The sequence below is a fragment of the Bradyrhizobium sp. Ec3.3 genome (assembly GCF_000472925.1).
Taxonomy (GTDB): Bacteria; Pseudomonadota; Alphaproteobacteria; order Rhizobiales; family Xanthobacteraceae; genus Bradyrhizobium.
Genome location: NZ_AXAS01000006.1, coordinates 63,930 through 81,086, shown reverse-complemented (window position 1 = coordinate 81,086; position 17,157 = coordinate 63,930). Strand labels below are relative to the sequence as shown.

Here is a 17,157-nt window from a genome sequence, read left to right as displayed (position 1 = left end):
CGGAGTCGGCTACTACCCCGTGAACGCAGGCGTTGCACCGTACGACGCAAAGTATTTCGAGCGCTACGAAGCGATGGCCGACACGGCGATGGGACGCGCGCTCAATTGGGCGCGTTGCGATCTTGTTCGGCGCTATACTAAGGGCGCGGTGGTGGACATCGGAATCGGCGCGGGCACCTTCATCCGGCGGCGCATGGGATTTAGTCTGCTTCCCACCTACGGCTATGACGTGAATCCGGCCGGCATCGCGTGGCTGAAAAAGTACGGGGTCTATCTGAACCCGTACGAATGCGAGAGCGTGGACGCGATCACATGTTGGGACGTGTTGGAGCACATCCCGGACTTCGAGACGTTGGTCAACCGCGTCAAGCACTTCGTGTTCGTCTCCATCCCCATCTTCCGCGACGCTTCGCACGCGCTCACCTCGAAGCATTTCCGGCCCGACGAACATTGTTGGTACTTCACATCATATGGGCTTAAGGCCGTCTTCGACACGTTGGGCTTTGATTGCGTAGAAGAGAACGACAAGGAGAGCCGCCTAGGGCGCGAAGACGTGATGTCGTTCGTGTTCAAGCGCCGCGCGGCTGATGAGCGCTACCACCCCGAATGGACGTTGAGCGACACCCACCACGCGGTCCTTCAGGACATGCGGGCTGCGGCTAAGGCCCCGGCTGTTAACTCGCCTGCCTATTTGAAGGCTCAGTCGGAGTTGACCGCACGCGTGGCGGAGCGTGAGCCGCTGCTCTTGGGCGCGTGCAAAGAGGCCCGCGCTTGCCAACACGTCACTTGCATCTGTGACGTGGACCCGACGGAGCCGGGCCGGTGAAGATTCGCGAAATCACGGTGTCGCAATCGGTTCGCGTGAACCTAGGCGATTACCAAGCAACCGACTTCTTCGTTTCGATGAACGCGGAGTTGGAAGACGGAGACAAGCCGCTAGATGCCGCGGCGAGCCTCCGACGCCGCATCGGCCACGCGCTCACCAACAGTGTGGGCGCGAATTTCAAGGCGCGCGGCAAGACCATTTCCCCGGCGAAAATTGCAAGCACGTACGGCATTGAGAGGACTGAAAAGTGACGGAGTTGATTCTTCACCACCATTTGCACCGGCAGCGGGATTTCAGCGAGCGGACGTTCGGCCCGTACTCGCGCCCCCTGCGTACCGAAGGTGCCATTGACCACATCAAGAAGGAGGTCCGCGAAATCGAGGCCAACCCCGCCGACTTGGAAGAGTGGATCGATTTGGCGATTCTCTCGTTCGAAGGCGCGCTGTCACAGGGCTATTCGCCGGAGGCTATCGCCGCTGCATTAGAGGCGAAGCAAACCAAGAATGAGAACCGCAAGTGGCCCGATTGGCGATCCGTTGAGCCCGGCAAGGCCATTGAGCACGACCGCACCGCGGAAGTGTTGGAGCGGAGTGCGTATCCATGACTGGGACCCGCAACCGTTGGAAGCTCATGTCCACCGCTCGCGCGGAGAAGCCGCCGGAGCAGGGCACGCGCCGCAAGCTGGACGATTACGAGACGCCGCCCGAAGAAGGCGCGCAACTCGCGCTCTACTTCACACCGTCGGGTCGCATCTTGGAGCCCGCTTGTGGGAGTGGCCGTTTGATGCAAGCACTCAAGGAAGCTTTCCCGGGTGTCCGGGTTGATGGCTACGACATCAAAACCGGACACGACTTCACCAAGCGCACGAAGCCGTGGAAAGGCGACATCATCACCAACCCGCCGTACCGCGACGGCTTGGCGGACTTCTTCACCCAACGCGCCCTTGAGCTTGCCGACGGCAAAGTGGCGATGTTGTTGCAGTCCGGTTTCCTTTGGGGCTCCAAGCGCTGCGATGCTCTCCACATGGTGACGCCGCCCGAGCTTATCATTGTCCTGCCCTATCGAATCTATTTCTTCGAAGGGCCGAAGGGCAAGCCGATTAAGTCGCAGTACTTCAACCACGCTTGGTATTGCTGGCCCGATCGCGAGACGCGTGAGCGCGGCGGGTACGACACCGTGACGAAGTGGGCGCCGAAGCAGTACGAACAAATGGACTTCGGCTAATGGCGCTCTCTGTCTCGGAAATCCGGGCGTTGTCAGACGAACGGCTCTTGGGCTGCATTGCCGAAGAGTGCTCTGAAGTTACGAAGGCGGCAATGAAGCATCAACGTTTCGGCGCCCGGCCAACGATGGGCAGCGTCCATTACAACAACGTAAAGGACGTGATGGACGAATTCTGCCAACTCTACTTCTTGATTTCGGAGTATCGGCGCCGCTTCGGTTGGCTCTGACTATCTGCACATCCTCATTCGTTACTTGAAGCGGCGCCTTTTTAAAAAGAAGGTGCCGTTTCTGCTTATGCAGTTTGCAAAACCAAATTGATATTGAGGATATTCCGATATGGCTGATAGTGACAAAAAGACCGTCAAGTTTTTCACCCCGGTCTTCCGGCTCTCCTTCCCCAATCTGTTCGTCGCTCGCAAGAATGAAGACGACCCGGACGCAAAGGCCAAGTTCGGCCTGTCGGCAATCTGGACTCCGGCGAACTTCACCGATCGCGAGAAGGAGCTTTGGCGGGCCATCATGGCCGAACTCAACGCCGTTTCGCTTCGCGACTTCAAGTCGCCGTGGAAGGAGCTTCCCGACAACGTGAAGCGCGGTGTGCGCGACGGTGCGGCGAAGGCGGGCATGGAAGGCTACGGCAAGGGCACGCGCTTTGCAAACCTCACGACGCATTCGCGCCCCGGTGTCATCACCAAGAACAAGGAAGACATCGGGCCGGAGCACGGCAACGCGGATCTGATCTACCCCGGCGCCTTCTGCCGCGCGTCGGTCAACGTCTATTCCTACGGCCTGAAGAAGGGCTCGAAGGGCAAGGGCGTCGCCCTCGGGCTCTTCAACGTCCAGAAGATCAAGGACGGCCCGCGCCTTGATAACCGCATCTCCGCGGCGGACGACTTCGACGAAGAGATTGATGCCGCTTGGCTGGACCAAGACGACAGCGACTTCGACAACGGCGGCGACGAAGACGATTTCGAGTGAGCGCCACTTCCGCGCGGGTTTTCACGGCCCGCGCGGATTTTTCATGCCCACCCCCTTTTCAAGCGCGTCCCCAACGATGGCAACACGATTCTCGTACACCCGACCTGCAACACCGGCCGAAGCGAAAGCGATCCGGGCGAAGCGCGAGCGCGAAGAGAAGAAGCGCCACGTGGGTGAACGCGGTCCGCGTGGCCTGCAAGGTGAGCCCGGACAGGACGGCGAGCGCGGCCCGCAAGGCCCGGCCGGACCGCAAGGCAAGACCGGCCGCGACGGTCCGCGAGGGCCGAAGGGTGAGCGCGGCGAGCAAGGTCCGCGCGGCGTTCCCGGCGAAGACGGTGCGAACGGCAAGCGTGGCCTGCAAGGTCCCCAAGGTCCGAAGGGCGAGCGCGGCGAACACGGCGCACGCGGGCTTCCCGGCAAGGACGGTGCGAAAGGCGCGAGCGGCGCCGACGGCGCGTCCGGCTCTATGATTCTTTCCGGTGATCGCGATCCAAAGAAGGCTGACGGCAAGGACGGAGACCTTTGGATTAACACCAAGTCCGCCGACGTTTTTCAGAAGCGCGGCGGAAGTTGGGGCACTCCGCTTTTGAACATTCGCGGCAGGCCCGGCTTCAGCGGCCCGCGCGGGCCGCAAGGTCCCCAAGGCCCGAAGGGTGATCCCGGAGAAGGTGGAAGCGAGGGCGGTGGAAGCGGTGCGCGCGGCTCGCTTTGGTATGAGGGCCACGGAGCGCCGGGCACGATCGCGGGGCAGCTAGACAACGACCTGTATTTGGATTCGGGCAACGGCGATGTGTACGTGCTGGACTTCGGCGCGTGGGGCCTTGTCGGCAACATCAAGGGGCCGAAGGGCGACGCTGGCAACCAGGGCCCGGCAGGCGCCGACGGTGCACAGGGTCCGAAGGGTGACACGGGCGACGTGGGACCCGCTGGCGCTGACGGTGCGCAAGGCCCGAAGGGTGACACGGGCGACGTAGGACCCGCTGGCGCCGACGGTGCACAAGGCCCGAAGGGTGACACGGGCGACGTAGGACCCGCTGGCGCCGACGGTGCACAAGGCCCGAAGGGTGATACGGGCGACACCGGGCCCGCGGGCGCCGACGGTGCGGATGGGGCGCAAGGTCCACAGGGCATTCAAGGACCGCCCGGAGCGGACGGCGCGCAGGGTCCACAGGGCGAGCAAGGCGTTCAGGGCGAGCCCGGCACCAACGGCACCAACGGTGCGCGCGGCTCTCTTTGGTATGAGGGCGCGGGCGCGCCGGGCACCATCACGGGCCAAGCCGACGGCGACTTATATTTGAACACGTCCAACGGCGACGTATATCAGCGCGCATCGGGCGCATGGTCCGTTGTCGGCAACATCAAAGGACCGGCCGGAGCCAACGGCACGAATGGCACGAATGGCACCAACGGTGCACGCGGCTCTCTTTGGTATGAGGGCGCCGGCGCGCCGGGCACCATCACGGGCCAAGCCGACGGCGACTTATATTTGAACACGTCCAACGGCGACGTGTATCAGCGCGCGTCTGGCGCATGGTCCGTTGTCGGCAATATCAAAGGATCGGCCGGAGCCAACGGTACGAATGGCACCAATGGCACCAATGGCACCAACGGTACGCGCGGCTCTCTTTGGTACGAAGGCGCGGGTGCGCCGGGCACGATCACCGGGCAGGCCGACGGCGACTTGTATTTGAACACATCCAACGGCGACGTGTATCAGCGCGCGTCTGGCGCATGGTCCGTCGTCGGCAATATCAAAGGACCGTCAGGCTCTAGCGGCGTCAGCCCGCCGAGTCCTACCGATTTCAACTATCAAGCCGCTGCGGACGGCGTGAACTTCACGATGGCGTACGGTTCCAGTGTGGGCCTTGCAGTGAAGCGTACCGACACAGGCGTGGCCAGCGCCGAACGTGGAATGTTCCTCGGCAAGAACGTGCCTGCGTCCACGCCGTGGACGGTCACGATGAAGGTGAAGAACGTTACGGCGGCTAACAGCGCGTTTCACCGCGTCGGCTTAGCCCTCCACAATTCGAGCACCGGAGCCTTCATCCTCTTCGGCGTCAACCTGAATAACAACACGCCGAATCTTGTTCTTATGAGGTGGAACAACTTCACGCAGTATAACGAGACCATCTACAATCAACAGATCACGCCAATTGGCCAGCGGCCGGAGTGGTTCCGTTTCAAGTTTGATGGCACGACGTACACCGCTGATGTCTCTGCGGACGAAGCGTCTACTTGGCAAACTATTGGCTCATGGACCGCCGCTTCCAAGTTCACTGCCGATAAAATCGGGCTCGCAATCAACAGTCTTAGCACTTTCACGCAGAATCTCGCGCCGGGTGCGTTGATTGAGTATTACTCCGAATCCACGGGCGCCGCGCCTTCGGTCACTCCGGGCACACAGACTTACGATTCCGGCTCCGGCGCCCTCACCGTTCCCGCTTACAACACGCTTACCGTTGAGCGTTGGGGCGGCGGCGGCGCGGGCGTCAGCGTCGGTGTTTCCGTTCTAACTGGCGGCGATGGTGGTGCGACCAGCACCAATGGTGTAAGCGCGGGCGGCGGCAAGGGCGGAAGCCTAGGTAGCGGCGGTGGTGCCGGAGGCACGGCGGCAGGCGCGAATACCACGAACACGGCAGGCAACACCGGGGGCAACGCAGCCGACGGACACGGCGCGGGCGCGCCGAACGGCGGCGGCAATGTCGCGGCGCCTAGCAGTACCGGTAACGGCGTCGCCGGTAGCACACCGGGTGGCGGCGGCTCCGGCGCGAATGCGTCTACGTCGGCAGGCGCCGGCGGCGGTAGCGGTGGCTACAACAAGGATGTCTATACGTACGGAGCGGCGGGCTCTCCGGCCATCGGCTCCTTGATTTCGTGGGTTGTTGGCGCGGGCGGCGTGGCCCAAACGGTGACTGCCAGTGTGATTGGTGGCGCCGGATCGAACGGACGCGTGAAGTTCACCTGGAGCTAGTGCGATGCTCCACGTTAGCCCCCGCGTCATCCTCCGGAAGATCACCCCGACGATTGTTCGGCCGCGCGCCACAATCGATTTTGAAGGCTTGTCCGCTGCGGACCTGAAGCGAGTCGGGTCGTGGCTCTACTCGCGCCACTCGACGACGCGTCCGCATTGCTTGGCCTACCATGTGCCCGGCAGTGACGAGATCAAGCTGTGGCATCGCGCGTACCCGCGGCTTGGCATCGAAGAGTCACCGCCGCCGGAAGACCTGTTTCAGTGGATCGCCGAAGGCGGATTGGTTGAAGCCCACAACGCAGGCTTTGAACAGAACTTCTGGCAAAACGTGATGGGGCCGCAATACGGTTGGCCGGAGGTGCCGGACGACCAATGGATGTGCTCCGCCGCGAAGTGCGCCGCGCTCGCGCTCCCGCGATCGTTGGAAGGCGCGATCGAAGCGCTAGGGCTTTCCCAGAAGAAGGACCCGCGCGGCGAGAACTTCGTAAAGAAGTACTGCAAGCCCGTCCGGCTCTCCGCCAAGGAGCGCGACGCGTTGGGCGAAGACTACGTGGAGTTCGCCGAAGACATCGAAGGCATCACCACGGGGTGGGAGTACTGCAAACAGGACGTGCGCGCGGAAATGGCCGTATCCGATGCGCTCCCGGACCTTATCCCGGACGAACAGAAGCTTTGGCGCATCACGCAGGAAATGAATCGGCGCGGCGTTCTCATTGATACGGACCTTGCGCGCTCCGCGCTCCGGATGGCCGACAAAGCCAAGCGCAAGATCAACGGGGAGCTAGAGGGCATCACCGGCATCAAGGCCGGATCGCAGCGCGAGGCGTTGAAGAAGTGGCTTGCGCAGCATGAACAGCTTGAGCTTGCCGATACTACCGCGAAGACGCTGGAATGGTGGCTGGACCGGCGGAAGGATTTGAGTCCGCGCGCCCGCCGCGTGCTCACCATCATTAAAGAAGTGAACCGCACCTCCACCAACAAGTTCAAGCGCATGTTGGAGTGCGTGGACGATGACGACCGCGCCCGCGATCTTATGACGTTCTGCGGCGCGGAGCGAACCGGCCGTTACGCAGGCAAGGGAATCCAAGTCCAGAACCTCCCCAAGGGCCGTTTCGCCAAGCACCTGCCAAAGAAGACCGCGCTTGACCTCGCCGTGGAAGACATCAAGTCCGGGGACCTTGAGTGGTGCGAAGCCGTTCACGGCGACATCATGAATCTGATCGCGTCTTGTTTGCGCGGCGCGATCATCGCCCCGAAGGGCCGCAACCTTGTCTCCGCCGACTATGCCGCCATTGAAGCGCGGTGCGTGCTGTGGGAGTCGGGCGCCAACACCGCATTGAATGTCTTCCGCGAAGGCAAAGACATCTACTGCGACATGGCGTCCGGTATCTACGGATACGAAATTTGTAAGGACGAAGACGCCAAGAAGCGCTTCCCCGATGCGCAGATTGCGCGCGTCATCAACTCCATGGGCGCCACGCAACGCGACTTCGGAAAGGTCGCGGTGTTGGGTCTTGGCTATGGGATGGGCTACCTCAAATTCCTGATCACGCTGCGCACCTACAACATCGTGCTCACCCGGGCCGAAGTGCTCGCGATGATGGGCAAGAAGCGCCTTGAGAAGTACGAAGGCATTGTGCGCAAGAAGCTCTTCCCGAAGCCGGACGACTTCGACGACGCGCGCAAGCACAAGCTCGCCGAACGGGAAGCCGCAAGGAATCGCCGGGCGCTTCGCGACGAACGCGAAGACCCCGAAGCCGTGCTCCACGAATTGGCGCTATGCAAGTACACCGTGGACACCTACCGCTCCCGCTACTCCGAAGTGCCGGAGATGTGGAAGGCGCAAGAGGCTGCGGCCGTTGAGGCGATTCAGCACCCGGGCCGCCGCGTCAAATGCGGCGTCGTGACGTGGTTCGTTGAAGGCCGCTTCCTTAAGTGCCTTCTGCCGTCGGGCCGCACGCTCAATTACTGCGATCCGGAACTGAAGCCGACGAAGACTTCGTGGGGCGAAGTCCGGCCGCAAATCCGCTTCATGGGTCGCGATCAGAAGACCAACAAGTGGGTGCGGCAAGCGACCTACGGCGGGAAGCTCACGGAAAACATCACGCAGGCAATCGCGCGGGACATCATGGCATACGCCAAGATCGCGCTGCGGGAGGGCTACGGCCACATCTACGATTTGTTGATTTCGATTCACGACCAAATTCTTTCCGAGTGCGACGACGGCATGGGCGACGTGAAGGCCTTTGAAGCCGTGATGGCCGATCTTCCGCCCGAATACGACGGCTGCCCGATCACTGCGGAAGGCGAACTCTACACGCGGTTCCGGAAGTAGCCATGCACGGGACCTTCGCACAAATCGCGGTAGAGCCATGCCGCATTTGGCTGGACGACCGCGCCGAACTCTTCTGCACGGTGAACCCGGAAGATTACCAATGGGCGTTGCAGTGGCGCTGGCACTTCGTGAAGGACAAGCACGGGCGCAAGTTCTACGCGCGGCGCAACACACGCTTGCCCGGCCGGAAGCAGGTGCACGTGTGGCTTCACAAGGCCATCTTGTCGGAGCGCATGGGAATCATCCCGCCCACCGAGCTTCACACCATCGGCGACCACGGCAACGGGGATTCGCTCTGCAATGAGCGGTGGAATCTGTCGTGGGCCACATCCTCCATGAATCGAAGGACGGCGCGCACATGAAGCCTCGAGTCCACAATATGCGCGCGAACACCGCTCCGGAAGGCGCAATTTACTGCGGCCGTGGCTCGAAGTGGGGCAATCCATTCCGCATCGGGGAGCACGGCACGCGTGCCCAAGTCATCGATCGCTTCCGCGTCGAAGTCCTGCCCAAGCTGGACGTGCGGCCGCTGCGGGGCAAGCACCTTGTTTGCTTCTGTGAGCCGAAACCCTGCCACTGTGATTGGATTCTGCGCAAGGCCAATGAAACGCCCTTTGTGATCGCGGCCACGGGGCACCGCCCGAACAAGCTAGGTGGCTACGGCGAAGACGTGCAGAGGAGGCTCTTCACGATCGCGCGCAACTACCTTGGCCTATCGCTCGCAACGCGCACCATCTCCGGCATGGCTCTAGGCTGGGATCAAGCCTTCGCGGAAGCGTCGTATGACCTTGGAATCCCCTTCACCGCAGCCGTGCCGTTCGATGGGCAGGATCGCATGTGGCTTGATGATTCGCGCACCCACTACCATTGGCTCCTGAAGCGGGCGGCCGAAGTGCGCGTGATTAGCTCCGGCGCCTACGCCCCGGCGAAGATGCAACGGCGCAACGTGTGGATGGTCAACATGGCTGATCGCGTTTGCGCTTTATGGGACGGCTCACCCGGCGGGACCGGCAATTGCGTTGCGCATGCCAACGCCGTGGGCACCCCGATTGATTACGTTTGGTGGGATTTTGCCCGCCCGCACATCGATGGGGTGCGCCCGTGATCGACTACCCCTACGCGGCGGACTTCATCGCGGCGCCTTTCCGCGAGCCGCCGTATCAACACCAAATCGAAGAGTTCGAACGGCACGTGGGCAAAGAAGCTAGAGCGCTCCTCTGGACCATGAGAACTGGTAAGACCAAGATGACGATTGACACCGCGTGCCAACTCTTCGTCAACGGCGGCGACATGGGCAAGATTGACGGCGTGTTGGTGTTCGCGCCCAACGGCGTGCACGCGAATTGGTTGGAGCGCGAGCTACCGAAGCATTGTTGGCCGGGCGTGGAGTGCGAAACCATCGTGTGGCGCTCGCGCGTTGCTGGGGCCAAGGGCGGCAACAGACTGAGCAAGGCCGCCGCGGAAGCGTGGGCATTTGATCAAGAAATGTGGTGGGACAAGCTCAAGACCATCCGCCGAAGCAAGAAGCTGTTTTGGATGTCTGTGAACACGGAGAGCATGACCCGCGACGACGTGCGCCGGGCCGTGCAGCGCTTCCTGAAGTGGCGTTGGTGCTTGGTGGTCTACGACGAATCCGACGACTTCGGCTCGCCCGGCTCCATCCGGACGAAGATGGCCCGCGCCCTCTCGCGTCGGGCCCTGTACAAGCGGGACCTGACCGGCACTCTACTAACCGGGTCACCGCTCGCGGCGTGGTCCCAATTCGAGTTGCTGAAGGAAGGCGCTCTTGGCTACACCAAGTTTAGCGACTTCGATTCGCGGTACGCCGAATACGAGCTTGAGCGCACGCGCAGCGGGCGCCAGTACCCCAAGCTGAAGTGCTTCCGGAATCAAGAAGAGCTACGCGAGAAGATCGCCGCTTACTCCTCCGTCGTCACGCGCGACGACGTTAAGGGCATGCCCGCGCTTGTGCCTACCGTGCTCCCCATCGAACTGTCGGAAGAGCAACGCGCCGTCTACGACGAAGTGCACAAGTCCTACATGGTGCGCATCGGCGATGAGGAAGTGTCGCTAGGCGAGCGCATGCAACGCTTGACCAAACTGCAACAGATTTGTTCCGGCTTCGTGATCGATGAGCAGAAGCAGACGCACATCATCCCCGGCCGCAATCCGCGCTTGGAAGCGCTCTCGCGCGAAGTCTACCTGTGCCCCGGCAAGGTGATCATTTGGTGTCAGTATCAGAAGGACATCGATTTGGTTGAGGCGCAATTGTTACAGGACGGCCACAAGGTCGTTGGCTATCATGGCCGCGTGCCCGATGATGTGAAGCCACTAAACCTCACAGCATTTCGCAAGGAAAAGGGGGTTAAGGCCATCATCGGGCACATTCAATCCGGTGGACGCGGGCTTGATATGTCCGTGGCCCACAAGATCATCAACTATTCGCACACGTTCAAAGCCCGGCTGCGGGCGCAAGCGGAGGAACGGGCAACGAAGATCGGCGGCCACAACATCGAAGTGCAGGACTTCGAGGCGCCCGGGCCTGACAAGTACATTCGCTCGAAGATTTTAGAACGTATCGACATTGCAGAAGCAATCGCAGGAACGGGATTGCGCGATTTTTTAAAGAGCATTGAATTATGAGCCGCGTTTTTGTTGTGCAGCAACCCGCCGTCTTCGATCGCAACTCCAAGAAGTTCGTGCCGAAGTACGACTTGACGCCCGCCGCTGCGCACGGCCGGTTGGTCTATTTGCTGGGGCCGGGCAACATCTTCAAGGACCGCATGGACCAAGCCACACGCCAGATTGCGCGCGTTCTCTCCGACTACACCGAAGCCGATTCCTTGCTCGCCGTCGGCGATCCGGTGGCCATCGCTGCCGCCGTTATGATCGCGGGCAAGCGCACGGGCGGCACTGTGAATCTGTTGAAGTGGGATCGCCTCTCCGCGTCCTATGAGCGCTTCAGCGTCAACAGCAACGTGGCGGCCTAACATGGGCATCGAAGGGGCAGAATACGATAGGATCGCTCTTGAAGCGGCACGTGAGATTGAGGCGCTTAACTGGAGCAATCCTGTCCAGCGGCGGGCTGCGATCCAGTGCGTCATTGTCGAAACGCTGCGCAAGTCGCAGTCTAAGGCAGCAACCGCGTACAAGCTTCGCAGGCTGACGGATCGATGAAGTCCGTCGCGGAAATCGTGATTGCTGCGCTGAAGCGCGGCAAGACGAACGCCGAAGCGCTCGCGGCGGCTAAGAAGGCGCATCCCTACACCACCATGTCGTTGCCCACGGTCAATTGGTACCGGAATCGGCTCCGGGCCGAAGGCGCGAAGGTGCCCTCCGATCGCGAGGCTAAAAGGCGGAAATAGAGCTAAGATTCTATTTCTGATTCCGCTTGACCTGTTTTTAAAAACGTCGTACCCGTTTTGCATATCGCAGACGGACATTTTCATGACCAAGCCATTTAGGGCGGCCGTCCGGCTCACTGGGGCGCGTTTTAGCGTCCAGGTATTGCAAGAGCCGGACGACGCCACAAACCGCGATTATCGACGCGACGGCGGCAAGCCCGCAGCGGACAAGCTCTTGAAGCCGTGCCGCTCCAAGAAGCGGGCTGCGGTCCTCCGGTGGTTCCTACAGCACCCCGAAGGCGTCCGCATCGGAGAAGCCGTGCAGGCCTTGAGTCTCACCCGGTCCGCCGTGTTCTCCTATTGGTACTTCATCCACCGTGAGCACGGCATCGGCTACACGCTCACCAACAACATCATCACCCCGCGCCTTCCGCCCAAGTGCGACGTGGCCGCAGTCTTCGGAGAGGCGTGATGGCCCGTGAATCGTCCTTATGGAATTGGCTCTCCAAGGCCCGCCTAGAGCTTCCTGACCACGTGCACATGGAGCGCGTGGAGAACATGCTAGGCGCCGGATTCCCCGACGTGGACGGCTACTTCGCACCCCACGGCGCCTTCCAACTCGAATTGAAATCGACCAAGCGCCCTGCCCGGCCCACAACGCCTGTCCGGTTCGCCCTCAAGGGCCGCGAAGCCCAAATGGCGTACCTGAAGAAGCGTTGGGGGCTTGGAGCCAACGCGTTCTTCTTCCTCCAAGTCGGTGAGGGCGCGGACCGTACCCTGTACCTCGCACCGGGCGACATAGGCGAGAGCCTGAAGGCCGGAATACTGGAGTCCGCTCTAGCGGTGGAGTGCGTCTTCACAGGCATTTTTAGAAGCCCCTTTTCACGCAAAGATATTTTGAAAGCCATCACGACATGCCGCCGAAACCCCTCTCACAGATGAACGTCGCGGAGCTTATCGAAGCTTACAACCGCCTCGCCAGCATCCGCAACGTGCCGCCGCTGACTGAGTGGAAGGATTCCCGCGTCAAGCTCTTCGAACTCGTTTCGCTCCTCCGCACTGTGCGCCCCGGCGCCGCTCCGGCTCCGGCCGAAGAATCCAAAGCGCCCTTGCAGCGCCGCCCGCGTGGGACGCCCATTCGTTCCGCGATCGTGGAAGCGTTGATGGTGATCACCCACTACGTGGAGCGTGACACCGGCAAGGTAGTCTCGCTCCGCGAAGCCGCGAGCCTCAAGCGCGACCGCAAGACGCTGCTTTCCGTCGGCCTTCCCTACAACGAATGCTTGGAGCGGGTGCGCGAGAAGTACCCGGGATGCAAGACGACATTGGGCGCTCTCCGCGTCGCTGCCCTCCGCGCCCGCGACGGTCTGGACGGATACCAGGTCTATCAACTCCCGCAGAAGCGACCCCACCGCAAAGGGCGCAAGCCCAATGCCCCAATCGAAAAGGACTGACAACATGGAATTTCGAACAGCGAACGAACTCCGCGCGGAGGAAGCAGACCTCAGCGGCGCGAACACGACGGCCGAAGCGTTGAAGGCTACCGCAACCGCAACCGACATGGACCCGCGCGCCACCCTCTTGGTCCTTGTGGACGGCACCATGGAATCGTCGGGCTTGGATGCGCAAGCCCAAGCGGGCGTGCTGATGGCCGCGTGCGCGCTCGCCGTGCGCCGGATCATCGAAGCGGCCGACACGGGAAGCGCCGAACGAAACCGAGTGCTCCGGCACAAGCTCCGCAAGGCCGCCGTGGGCGAGTTCGAGTCCAAGCTCCGCCGCTATTGCAGCCCGTTAACCGGCCGTTAACGATCCTCATTTTTGGAAACGGGAGCCATATTTTAATAATTGACTCCTCTTTTCAGAAACGCCATACTCCTTTTCACAAAGACAGGGAGTACAGCAATGTTCGTCATCCAAGCTCTCAACGGCCTAGTGTGGACCACGGTTTCCAAGCCCCGCGCGAAGAACGTGCAACACGCCCGCCTCTTGGTGCTGGCGAAAGTCTGCCCCGAAGCGAAGCTCCGCTTGGCGCGTCTCATCCCGTGAACGTCCCTGAAGAAGTCATGTTGGAGATGGCCCGCTTCGAGCGGGAATGCGTCCAGCGGATCGCCGCGAAGCTCGCGGCTCGCAACGAAGGCCAAGCCTTCAAAGACATTGAGGAAGACCACGATGAACGACTCGCGGCGTAAGGCGATCAAGGGCGCCATATCCAAGATCGAAGAGGCGAAGAACGCCTTGGAGGAAGCGCAGTCCGAATTGCACACGCTCAAGGACGAAGAACAGGACTATCTCGATAACATGCCGGAGTCGTTCCAGAGCGGCGACAAGGGCACTAGGGCCGAAGACGCGGTGTCCAATCTGGACGCCGCTATCAACTCCTTGGACGAAGCCGTGACCACCATCGAAGACGCCGTATCGGAAGCCGAACAAGCGGTGGAGGGCTGAGCGGTGCCCGTTGTATCGTACGAAGCAAAAGCGAAGCCGGCCCGCACTGCCAAGTCCGGAGTCAATCCGCAGCGGCCGGACCCGACCGCGAGCACGTACCGCGATTTGCAAGCGGCCTATCACTTCTTCAATAAGTTATTGTTCAGCGGCAAGCTCCCCTTCTGCCTTCTCACGCTTCAGCGGCACAAGGGCTCCTTGGGCTACTTCGCGCCGGGCCGCTTCGCCTCGCGCGACGGTAAGCACAGTGCCGACGAAGTGGCGCTCAACCCCTCGCATTTCGCGGAGCGCGGCGACAAAGACACGCTTTCCACGTTAGTGCACGAACAGGCCCACGTGTGGCAAGCGCACTTCGGCACGAACAAGCCAAAAGGCGGCTACCACAACAAGGAGTGGGCCGCGAAGATGAAGGAGCTTGGACTCCACCCCTCCACCACCGGCAAACCGGGCGGCAAGGAGACGGGGCGGCAGTGCTCGCACTACATCGTTGAGGGCGGCCCGTTCGATGTCGCCTGCGACGAATTCTTAGGCAAGACCGGCGCTAGCCTCTACGTCGAAGCGTGGAACGAAGGCGAAGCGGAGCGCAAGAAGCGCGAGAAAAAGAACGCCTCCAAGACCAAGTTCACCTGCTCTGGATGCGACTGCAACGCGTGGGCCAAACCCACCGCGAATCTCACGTGCGGCGACTGCGACGAACCGATGGAGATTGTGTCGTGATCCATTTTTGGTGGGCCTTTTGGGAGGAGCTTGGTGACGCAGTGCTCTGCGAACTCGCCGATTGGTATTGGCGACTCGAATATGAGCGCGTTGTTGCCGCCCTCGATTGCTCCGAACCGATGGAGACTGTGTCGTGATCACGGAGCACCACGACACAATTTGCGGCTCGCCGATAGAAGAAGGCGACACCGTGGAAGACGCCCGCCTTTTGCTGAAGAAAGCAACGGCCGCATGCGTTGCAGTGCCAACCGGCTTCAACGGCGACTGGGATTACATCGCCGTGACGAAGGCGACTCTTCGGCGGCACCTCACGGGGCATCGTCGCAGCCCGTTTATGCGGTCACGTCTTTTGCGGGGACACCTCTACATTGGCAGTGTCCACAGCGAGGAAAGAAGCACCAATGCGGATTGAACTATTGGGGATTCCGGGCAGCCGGGGTGACAAGGACATATTCGTGGGCGAAGCCGGGCGCGCATCGAAGCGCTGGGGAAGCGTGGTCCGTTCGGGTCATGGCAGGTACAGGCTTAAGGATGCCTCCGGAAACGAAGTTGGTCTTTCGATCAAACCCGGCGACCCGCAAAGTTTACACGGGCTTGTCGGCTATGCGATTGGCACGGACCGCTTGCGCGATCCCGACGTGTTGGCGCGTGAAGCGCGTGAGCGCCGACTCAAAGTCCGCGAAGCATTCGCCCAAGCGGAGCGCGAAGAACAACAGACTATGGAGCTTCGCGCCGCTCGCGTCGTGACGGGCTTCAAGCAATACCAAAAGCAGGTGCGCGCCGGTAGCTGCGTGGACCAATCGGACATCACCCTTCAGCGCATGGTCGTGGACGCGATGCGTTGGGCGCAAAACATCTAGGAGGGGACTATGCGTATTGGACTATCTTCTATCGGCGCGCTTGCCGCAATCGCTGCCATGCTTGGTACCGGCCCCGCTCACGAAATCGTCGCGCGCTCGCGCCCGGAGCCGAAGAAGCGGCGCATGGGAAAGAGCCCGGCCCTTGGCGCTCCGTATGGGAATCGAGAGGAGCGCCGCGCAGTCCGGGCCAGCAAGAAGCATCGCTTAAAGGGGCTCCGGCCATGACGGACAAAACATCGGCCGGTAAACACCGTTTGCCCGACGGCCGCGAGCGCATGAAGGCTCATGACGTTCGTCACCTCTGCCTCTGTGGTATCTGCGGCGGGATCGCTGATCAGCGTACATCAATCAGCTACAACAAAGCTTTCCGGTATTCGCACATTCCAAGCGCACGCAAGGAGCCGGATGTGTTTTGGCATCCGGCTTGTTGCTACGCCGAATTCGGCAAGAAATTCGTTCTTGATATGCCCGTGTCAGAACAAGAGAAGTTCCGGATTTGCGACGCCCCTATGGATGTCATCCGCGAACTGATCGAAATGATTGAGCAGGGGGACTGACCGTGACCGTATCGAACGTCACCCGGCTCCGTAAGATCGCAGCGCCCCCTCCGCCCGCTCCCGTCGCCCGCTCTGCCGGTTGGCGCCGCAAGATCGCCCGCCAGCGCTTCGCGGCATATGCCGTCGCCGGGGTCGCGTTAGTGCTCACCGGCCTTTCGCTCTCCCACCTCGCGGCGGGCGTGCAGATGCTTTCGCAGGGCACGACGTGGCACGCATGGGCGATGGCCGTCGGCATCGATCTTGGATTCATCGGACTCGAGTTGGCGCAACTGTGTGTCACCACCGCCGAACTTCGCCGCCACGTGTCCCGGTTCGCGGACCCAGCGGTGAAGGGCACGCTGATCGTGTCAGCGGCAATGAACGCCTACGCCTTCGCGATCCATGCGCCTAGCTGGCCCTTCATTGCAGCGGCTTGCCTCCTAGGCGTCTCCATCCCCGCGCTGATCTACGTTCTAACGCGGGTGTCCGTCGCTATGTGGATTGATTGCCAGAAGTGAGTATTGCCAATGCTAGATGCCAACATTGATTTGTCCGGGGTGCCGTTCGAAGAGCGGAGCTTCGGAGTCAAGGAAGCCATTGCCATCCTATCCGTTTCAGAGTCGTTCTACTTCGAACTGATCGCGGCGGGTGAGATCGAAACCTATAAGTCGGGGCGCTCGCGCAAGATCACCGGCCGCGCGATCAACGCCTACCGTGCGAAGTGCAAGGAGGCTGCGTAATATGACACTCAGCGTTACACGAACGCCCAACGGTTGGGCATGGTGGGTTTCGTTTGACGACGGCGCCCGCTACACCGGCCTTTCGCCAAGCTTGCCGAACGCTTGGCAAGAAATTTGGCAACTCAAACTCGTGCACCTTAGCCATGCCCATTAAACACGTACATAAGAGGCTCGTAGATCAGGA

General features: G+C 61.3%; 27 protein-coding genes. All 27 read left to right on the top strand.

Annotated elements, in window-relative coordinates:
- Nucleotides 1–19 precede the first annotated feature (19 nt).
- Nucleotides 20–826: a bifunctional 2-polyprenyl-6-hydroxyphenol methylase/3-demethylubiquinol 3-O-methyltransferase UbiG gene (locus YUU_RS50145; protein ID WP_051389632.1), complete on the top strand. Its 807-nt coding sequence runs from the start codon at nt 20–22 to the stop codon at nt 824–826.
- Nucleotides 823–1,077 carry a hypothetical protein gene (locus YUU_RS0106875; protein WP_027521738.1) on the top strand — a complete coding sequence of 85 codons (255 nt, stop codon included), beginning with the start codon at nt 823–825 and terminating at the stop codon, nt 1,075–1,077. Before YUU_RS50145 ends, YUU_RS0106875 begins: the two co-directional genes overlap by 4 nt.
- Nucleotides 1,074–1,430: a dATP/dGTP pyrophosphohydrolase domain-containing protein gene (locus YUU_RS0106870; protein ID WP_027521737.1), complete on the top strand. Its 357-nt coding sequence runs from the start codon at nt 1,074–1,076 to the stop codon at nt 1,428–1,430. The genes YUU_RS0106875 and YUU_RS0106870 overlap by 4 nt, the downstream gene beginning before the upstream one ends.
- Entirely contained in the window at nt 1,427–2,050 is a 624-nt protein-coding gene (locus YUU_RS54940; RefSeq protein ID WP_051389631.1) for a class I SAM-dependent methyltransferase, read from the top strand. Before YUU_RS0106870 ends, YUU_RS54940 begins: the two co-directional genes overlap by 4 nt.
- Complete coding sequence (locus tag YUU_RS0106860) at nt 2,050–2,277, top strand: hypothetical protein (RefSeq protein ID WP_027521736.1); 228 nt, start codon at nt 2,050–2,052, stop codon at nt 2,275–2,277. The genes YUU_RS54940 and YUU_RS0106860 overlap by 1 nt, the downstream gene beginning before the upstream one ends.
- Nucleotides 2,278–2,386: 109 nt before the next feature.
- Complete coding sequence (locus YUU_RS50135; RefSeq protein WP_051389630.1) at nt 2,387–3,028, top strand: ssDNA-binding protein; 642 nt, start codon at nt 2,387–2,389, stop codon at nt 3,026–3,028.
- Nucleotides 2,961–5,999, top strand: a complete 3,039-nt coding sequence (locus tag YUU_RS54935) for a hypothetical protein (protein ID WP_084801332.1) — start codon at nt 2,961–2,963, stop codon at nt 5,997–5,999. The genes YUU_RS50135 and YUU_RS54935 overlap by 68 nt, the downstream gene beginning before the upstream one ends.
- Nucleotides 6,000–6,003: 4 nt before the next feature.
- On the top strand, nt 6,004–8,334 hold the full coding sequence (locus YUU_RS50120) for a DNA polymerase (protein WP_051389628.1): 2,331 nt from the start codon (nt 6,004–6,006) through the stop codon (nt 8,332–8,334).
- A 2-nt stretch (nt 8,335–8,336) separates the two neighbouring features.
- Nucleotides 8,337–8,696 (top strand): hypothetical protein, encoded by a 360-nt coding sequence (locus YUU_RS0106840; RefSeq protein ID WP_027521735.1) that lies wholly within the window; start codon nt 8,337–8,339, stop codon nt 8,694–8,696.
- A complete protein-coding gene (locus YUU_RS55760) occupies nt 8,654–9,439 on the top strand; it encodes a DUF4326 domain-containing protein (protein ID WP_198031706.1) in 786 nt (261 codons plus the stop codon). Before YUU_RS0106840 ends, YUU_RS55760 begins: the two co-directional genes overlap by 43 nt.
- Nucleotides 9,436–10,977 (top strand): helicase-related protein, encoded by a 1,542-nt coding sequence (locus YUU_RS0106825; protein WP_027521734.1) that lies wholly within the window; start codon nt 9,436–9,438, stop codon nt 10,975–10,977. Before YUU_RS55760 ends, YUU_RS0106825 begins: the two co-directional genes overlap by 4 nt.
- Nucleotides 10,974–11,324 carry a hypothetical protein gene (locus YUU_RS50105; RefSeq protein WP_051389627.1) on the top strand — a complete coding sequence of 117 codons (351 nt, stop codon included), beginning with the start codon at nt 10,974–10,976 and terminating at the stop codon, nt 11,322–11,324. The genes YUU_RS0106825 and YUU_RS50105 overlap by 4 nt, the downstream gene beginning before the upstream one ends.
- Nucleotide 11,325: 1 nt before the next feature.
- Complete coding sequence (locus YUU_RS0106815; RefSeq protein WP_027521733.1) at nt 11,326–11,511, top strand: hypothetical protein; 186 nt, start codon at nt 11,326–11,328, stop codon at nt 11,509–11,511.
- On the top strand, nt 11,508–11,699 hold the full coding sequence (locus YUU_RS0106810; RefSeq protein ID WP_027521732.1) for a hypothetical protein: 192 nt from the start codon (nt 11,508–11,510) through the stop codon (nt 11,697–11,699). Before YUU_RS0106815 ends, YUU_RS0106810 begins: the two co-directional genes overlap by 4 nt.
- Nucleotides 11,700–11,781: 82 nt before the next feature.
- Entirely contained in the window at nt 11,782–12,150 is a 369-nt protein-coding gene (locus YUU_RS50100; RefSeq protein WP_027521731.1) for a hypothetical protein, read from the top strand.
- Nucleotides 12,150–12,620, top strand: coding sequence for a hypothetical protein (locus tag YUU_RS0106800; protein ID WP_027521730.1), 471 nt, complete (start codon nt 12,150–12,152; stop codon nt 12,618–12,620). Before YUU_RS50100 ends, YUU_RS0106800 begins: the two co-directional genes overlap by 1 nt.
- On the top strand, nt 12,617–13,132 hold the full coding sequence (locus YUU_RS0106795; RefSeq protein WP_027521729.1) for a hypothetical protein: 516 nt from the start codon (nt 12,617–12,619) through the stop codon (nt 13,130–13,132). Before YUU_RS0106800 ends, YUU_RS0106795 begins: the two co-directional genes overlap by 4 nt.
- Before the next feature lie 4 nt (nt 13,133–13,136).
- Nucleotides 13,137–13,484: a hypothetical protein gene (locus tag YUU_RS0106790; protein WP_027521728.1), complete on the top strand. Its 348-nt coding sequence runs from the start codon at nt 13,137–13,139 to the stop codon at nt 13,482–13,484.
- A 96-nt stretch (nt 13,485–13,580) separates the two neighbouring features.
- Nucleotides 13,581–13,724, top strand: coding sequence for a hypothetical protein (locus YUU_RS58395; RefSeq protein ID WP_156944136.1), 144 nt, complete (start codon nt 13,581–13,583; stop codon nt 13,722–13,724).
- Between the two features lie 17 nt (nt 13,725–13,741).
- Entirely contained in the window at nt 13,742–13,867 is a 126-nt protein-coding gene (locus YUU_RS62300; protein WP_256375269.1) for a hypothetical protein, read from the top strand.
- Nucleotides 13,848–14,123, top strand: coding sequence for a hypothetical protein (locus YUU_RS0106780; RefSeq protein ID WP_027521726.1), 276 nt, complete (start codon nt 13,848–13,850; stop codon nt 14,121–14,123). The genes YUU_RS62300 and YUU_RS0106780 overlap by 20 nt, the downstream gene beginning before the upstream one ends.
- Nucleotides 14,124–14,126: 3 nt before the next feature.
- Nucleotides 14,127–14,837, top strand: coding sequence for a SprT-like domain-containing protein (locus YUU_RS0106775; protein ID WP_051389626.1), 711 nt, complete (start codon nt 14,127–14,129; stop codon nt 14,835–14,837).
- A 133-nt stretch (nt 14,838–14,970) separates the two neighbouring features.
- The gene (locus YUU_RS0106765; protein ID WP_027521724.1) at nt 14,971–15,249 is read left to right on the top strand and encodes a hypothetical protein; all 279 of its coding nucleotides are present in this window, start codon (nt 14,971–14,973) and stop codon (nt 15,247–15,249) included.
- Nucleotides 15,239–15,697 (top strand): hypothetical protein, encoded by a 459-nt coding sequence (locus tag YUU_RS0106760; protein ID WP_027521723.1) that lies wholly within the window; start codon nt 15,239–15,241, stop codon nt 15,695–15,697. The genes YUU_RS0106765 and YUU_RS0106760 overlap by 11 nt, the downstream gene beginning before the upstream one ends.
- A gap of 221 nt (nt 15,698–15,918) precedes the next feature.
- Nucleotides 15,919–16,254 carry a hypothetical protein gene (locus YUU_RS0106755; RefSeq protein ID WP_027521722.1) on the top strand — a complete coding sequence of 112 codons (336 nt, stop codon included), beginning with the start codon at nt 15,919–15,921 and terminating at the stop codon, nt 16,252–16,254.
- A gap of 2 nt (nt 16,255–16,256) precedes the next feature.
- The gene (locus tag YUU_RS0106750; protein ID WP_027521721.1) at nt 16,257–16,751 is read left to right on the top strand and encodes a hypothetical protein; all 495 of its coding nucleotides are present in this window, start codon (nt 16,257–16,259) and stop codon (nt 16,749–16,751) included.
- A gap of 9 nt (nt 16,752–16,760) precedes the next feature.
- A complete protein-coding gene (locus YUU_RS0106745; RefSeq protein WP_035661431.1) occupies nt 16,761–16,973 on the top strand; it encodes a helix-turn-helix domain-containing protein in 213 nt (70 codons plus the stop codon).
- The last annotated feature ends 184 nt before the right edge of the window (nt 16,974–17,157 follow it).

Excerpts from the sequence above, each read along its gene's own strand:
- YUU_RS0106780 (WP_027521726.1), top strand. The coding sequence starts at position 13,848 with ATGAACGACTCGCGGCGTAAGGCGATCAAGGGCGCCATATCCAAGATC.
- YUU_RS50135 (WP_051389630.1), top strand. The coding sequence starts at position 2,387 with ATGGCTGATAGTGACAAAAAGACCGTCAAGTTTTTCACCCCGGTCTTC.
- YUU_RS62300 (WP_256375269.1), top strand. The coding sequence starts at position 13,742 with ATGTTGGAGATGGCCCGCTTCGAGCGGGAATGCGTCCAGCGGATCGCC.
- YUU_RS0106760 (WP_027521723.1), top strand. The coding sequence starts at position 15,239 with ATGCGGATTGAACTATTGGGGATTCCGGGCAGCCGGGGTGACAAGGAC.
- YUU_RS54940 (WP_051389631.1), top strand. The coding sequence starts at position 1,427 with ATGACTGGGACCCGCAACCGTTGGAAGCTCATGTCCACCGCTCGCGCG.
- YUU_RS0106860 (WP_027521736.1), top strand. The coding sequence starts at position 2,050 with ATGGCGCTCTCTGTCTCGGAAATCCGGGCGTTGTCAGACGAACGGCTC.
- YUU_RS54935 (WP_084801332.1), top strand. The coding sequence starts at position 2,961 with ATGCCGCTTGGCTGGACCAAGACGACAGCGACTTCGACAACGGCGGCG.
- YUU_RS0106815 (WP_027521733.1), top strand. The coding sequence starts at position 11,326 with ATGGGCATCGAAGGGGCAGAATACGATAGGATCGCTCTTGAAGCGGCA.
- YUU_RS0106790 (WP_027521728.1), top strand. The coding sequence starts at position 13,137 with ATGGAATTTCGAACAGCGAACGAACTCCGCGCGGAGGAAGCAGACCTC.
- YUU_RS0106745 (WP_035661431.1), top strand. The coding sequence starts at position 16,761 with ATGCTAGATGCCAACATTGATTTGTCCGGGGTGCCGTTCGAAGAGCGG.
- YUU_RS50120 (WP_051389628.1), top strand. The coding sequence starts at position 6,004 with ATGCTCCACGTTAGCCCCCGCGTCATCCTCCGGAAGATCACCCCGACG.
- YUU_RS0106810 (WP_027521732.1), top strand. The coding sequence starts at position 11,508 with ATGAAGTCCGTCGCGGAAATCGTGATTGCTGCGCTGAAGCGCGGCAAG.
- YUU_RS0106795 (WP_027521729.1), top strand. The coding sequence starts at position 12,617 with ATGAACGTCGCGGAGCTTATCGAAGCTTACAACCGCCTCGCCAGCATC.
- YUU_RS0106755 (WP_027521722.1), top strand. The coding sequence starts at position 15,919 with ATGACGGACAAAACATCGGCCGGTAAACACCGTTTGCCCGACGGCCGC.
- YUU_RS0106800 (WP_027521730.1), top strand. The coding sequence starts at position 12,150 with ATGGCCCGTGAATCGTCCTTATGGAATTGGCTCTCCAAGGCCCGCCTA.
- YUU_RS50100 (WP_027521731.1), top strand. The coding sequence starts at position 11,782 with ATGACCAAGCCATTTAGGGCGGCCGTCCGGCTCACTGGGGCGCGTTTT.
- YUU_RS58395 (WP_156944136.1), top strand. The coding sequence starts at position 13,581 with ATGTTCGTCATCCAAGCTCTCAACGGCCTAGTGTGGACCACGGTTTCC.
- YUU_RS50105 (WP_051389627.1), top strand. The coding sequence starts at position 10,974 with ATGAGCCGCGTTTTTGTTGTGCAGCAACCCGCCGTCTTCGATCGCAAC.
- YUU_RS0106840 (WP_027521735.1), top strand. The coding sequence starts at position 8,337 with ATGCACGGGACCTTCGCACAAATCGCGGTAGAGCCATGCCGCATTTGG.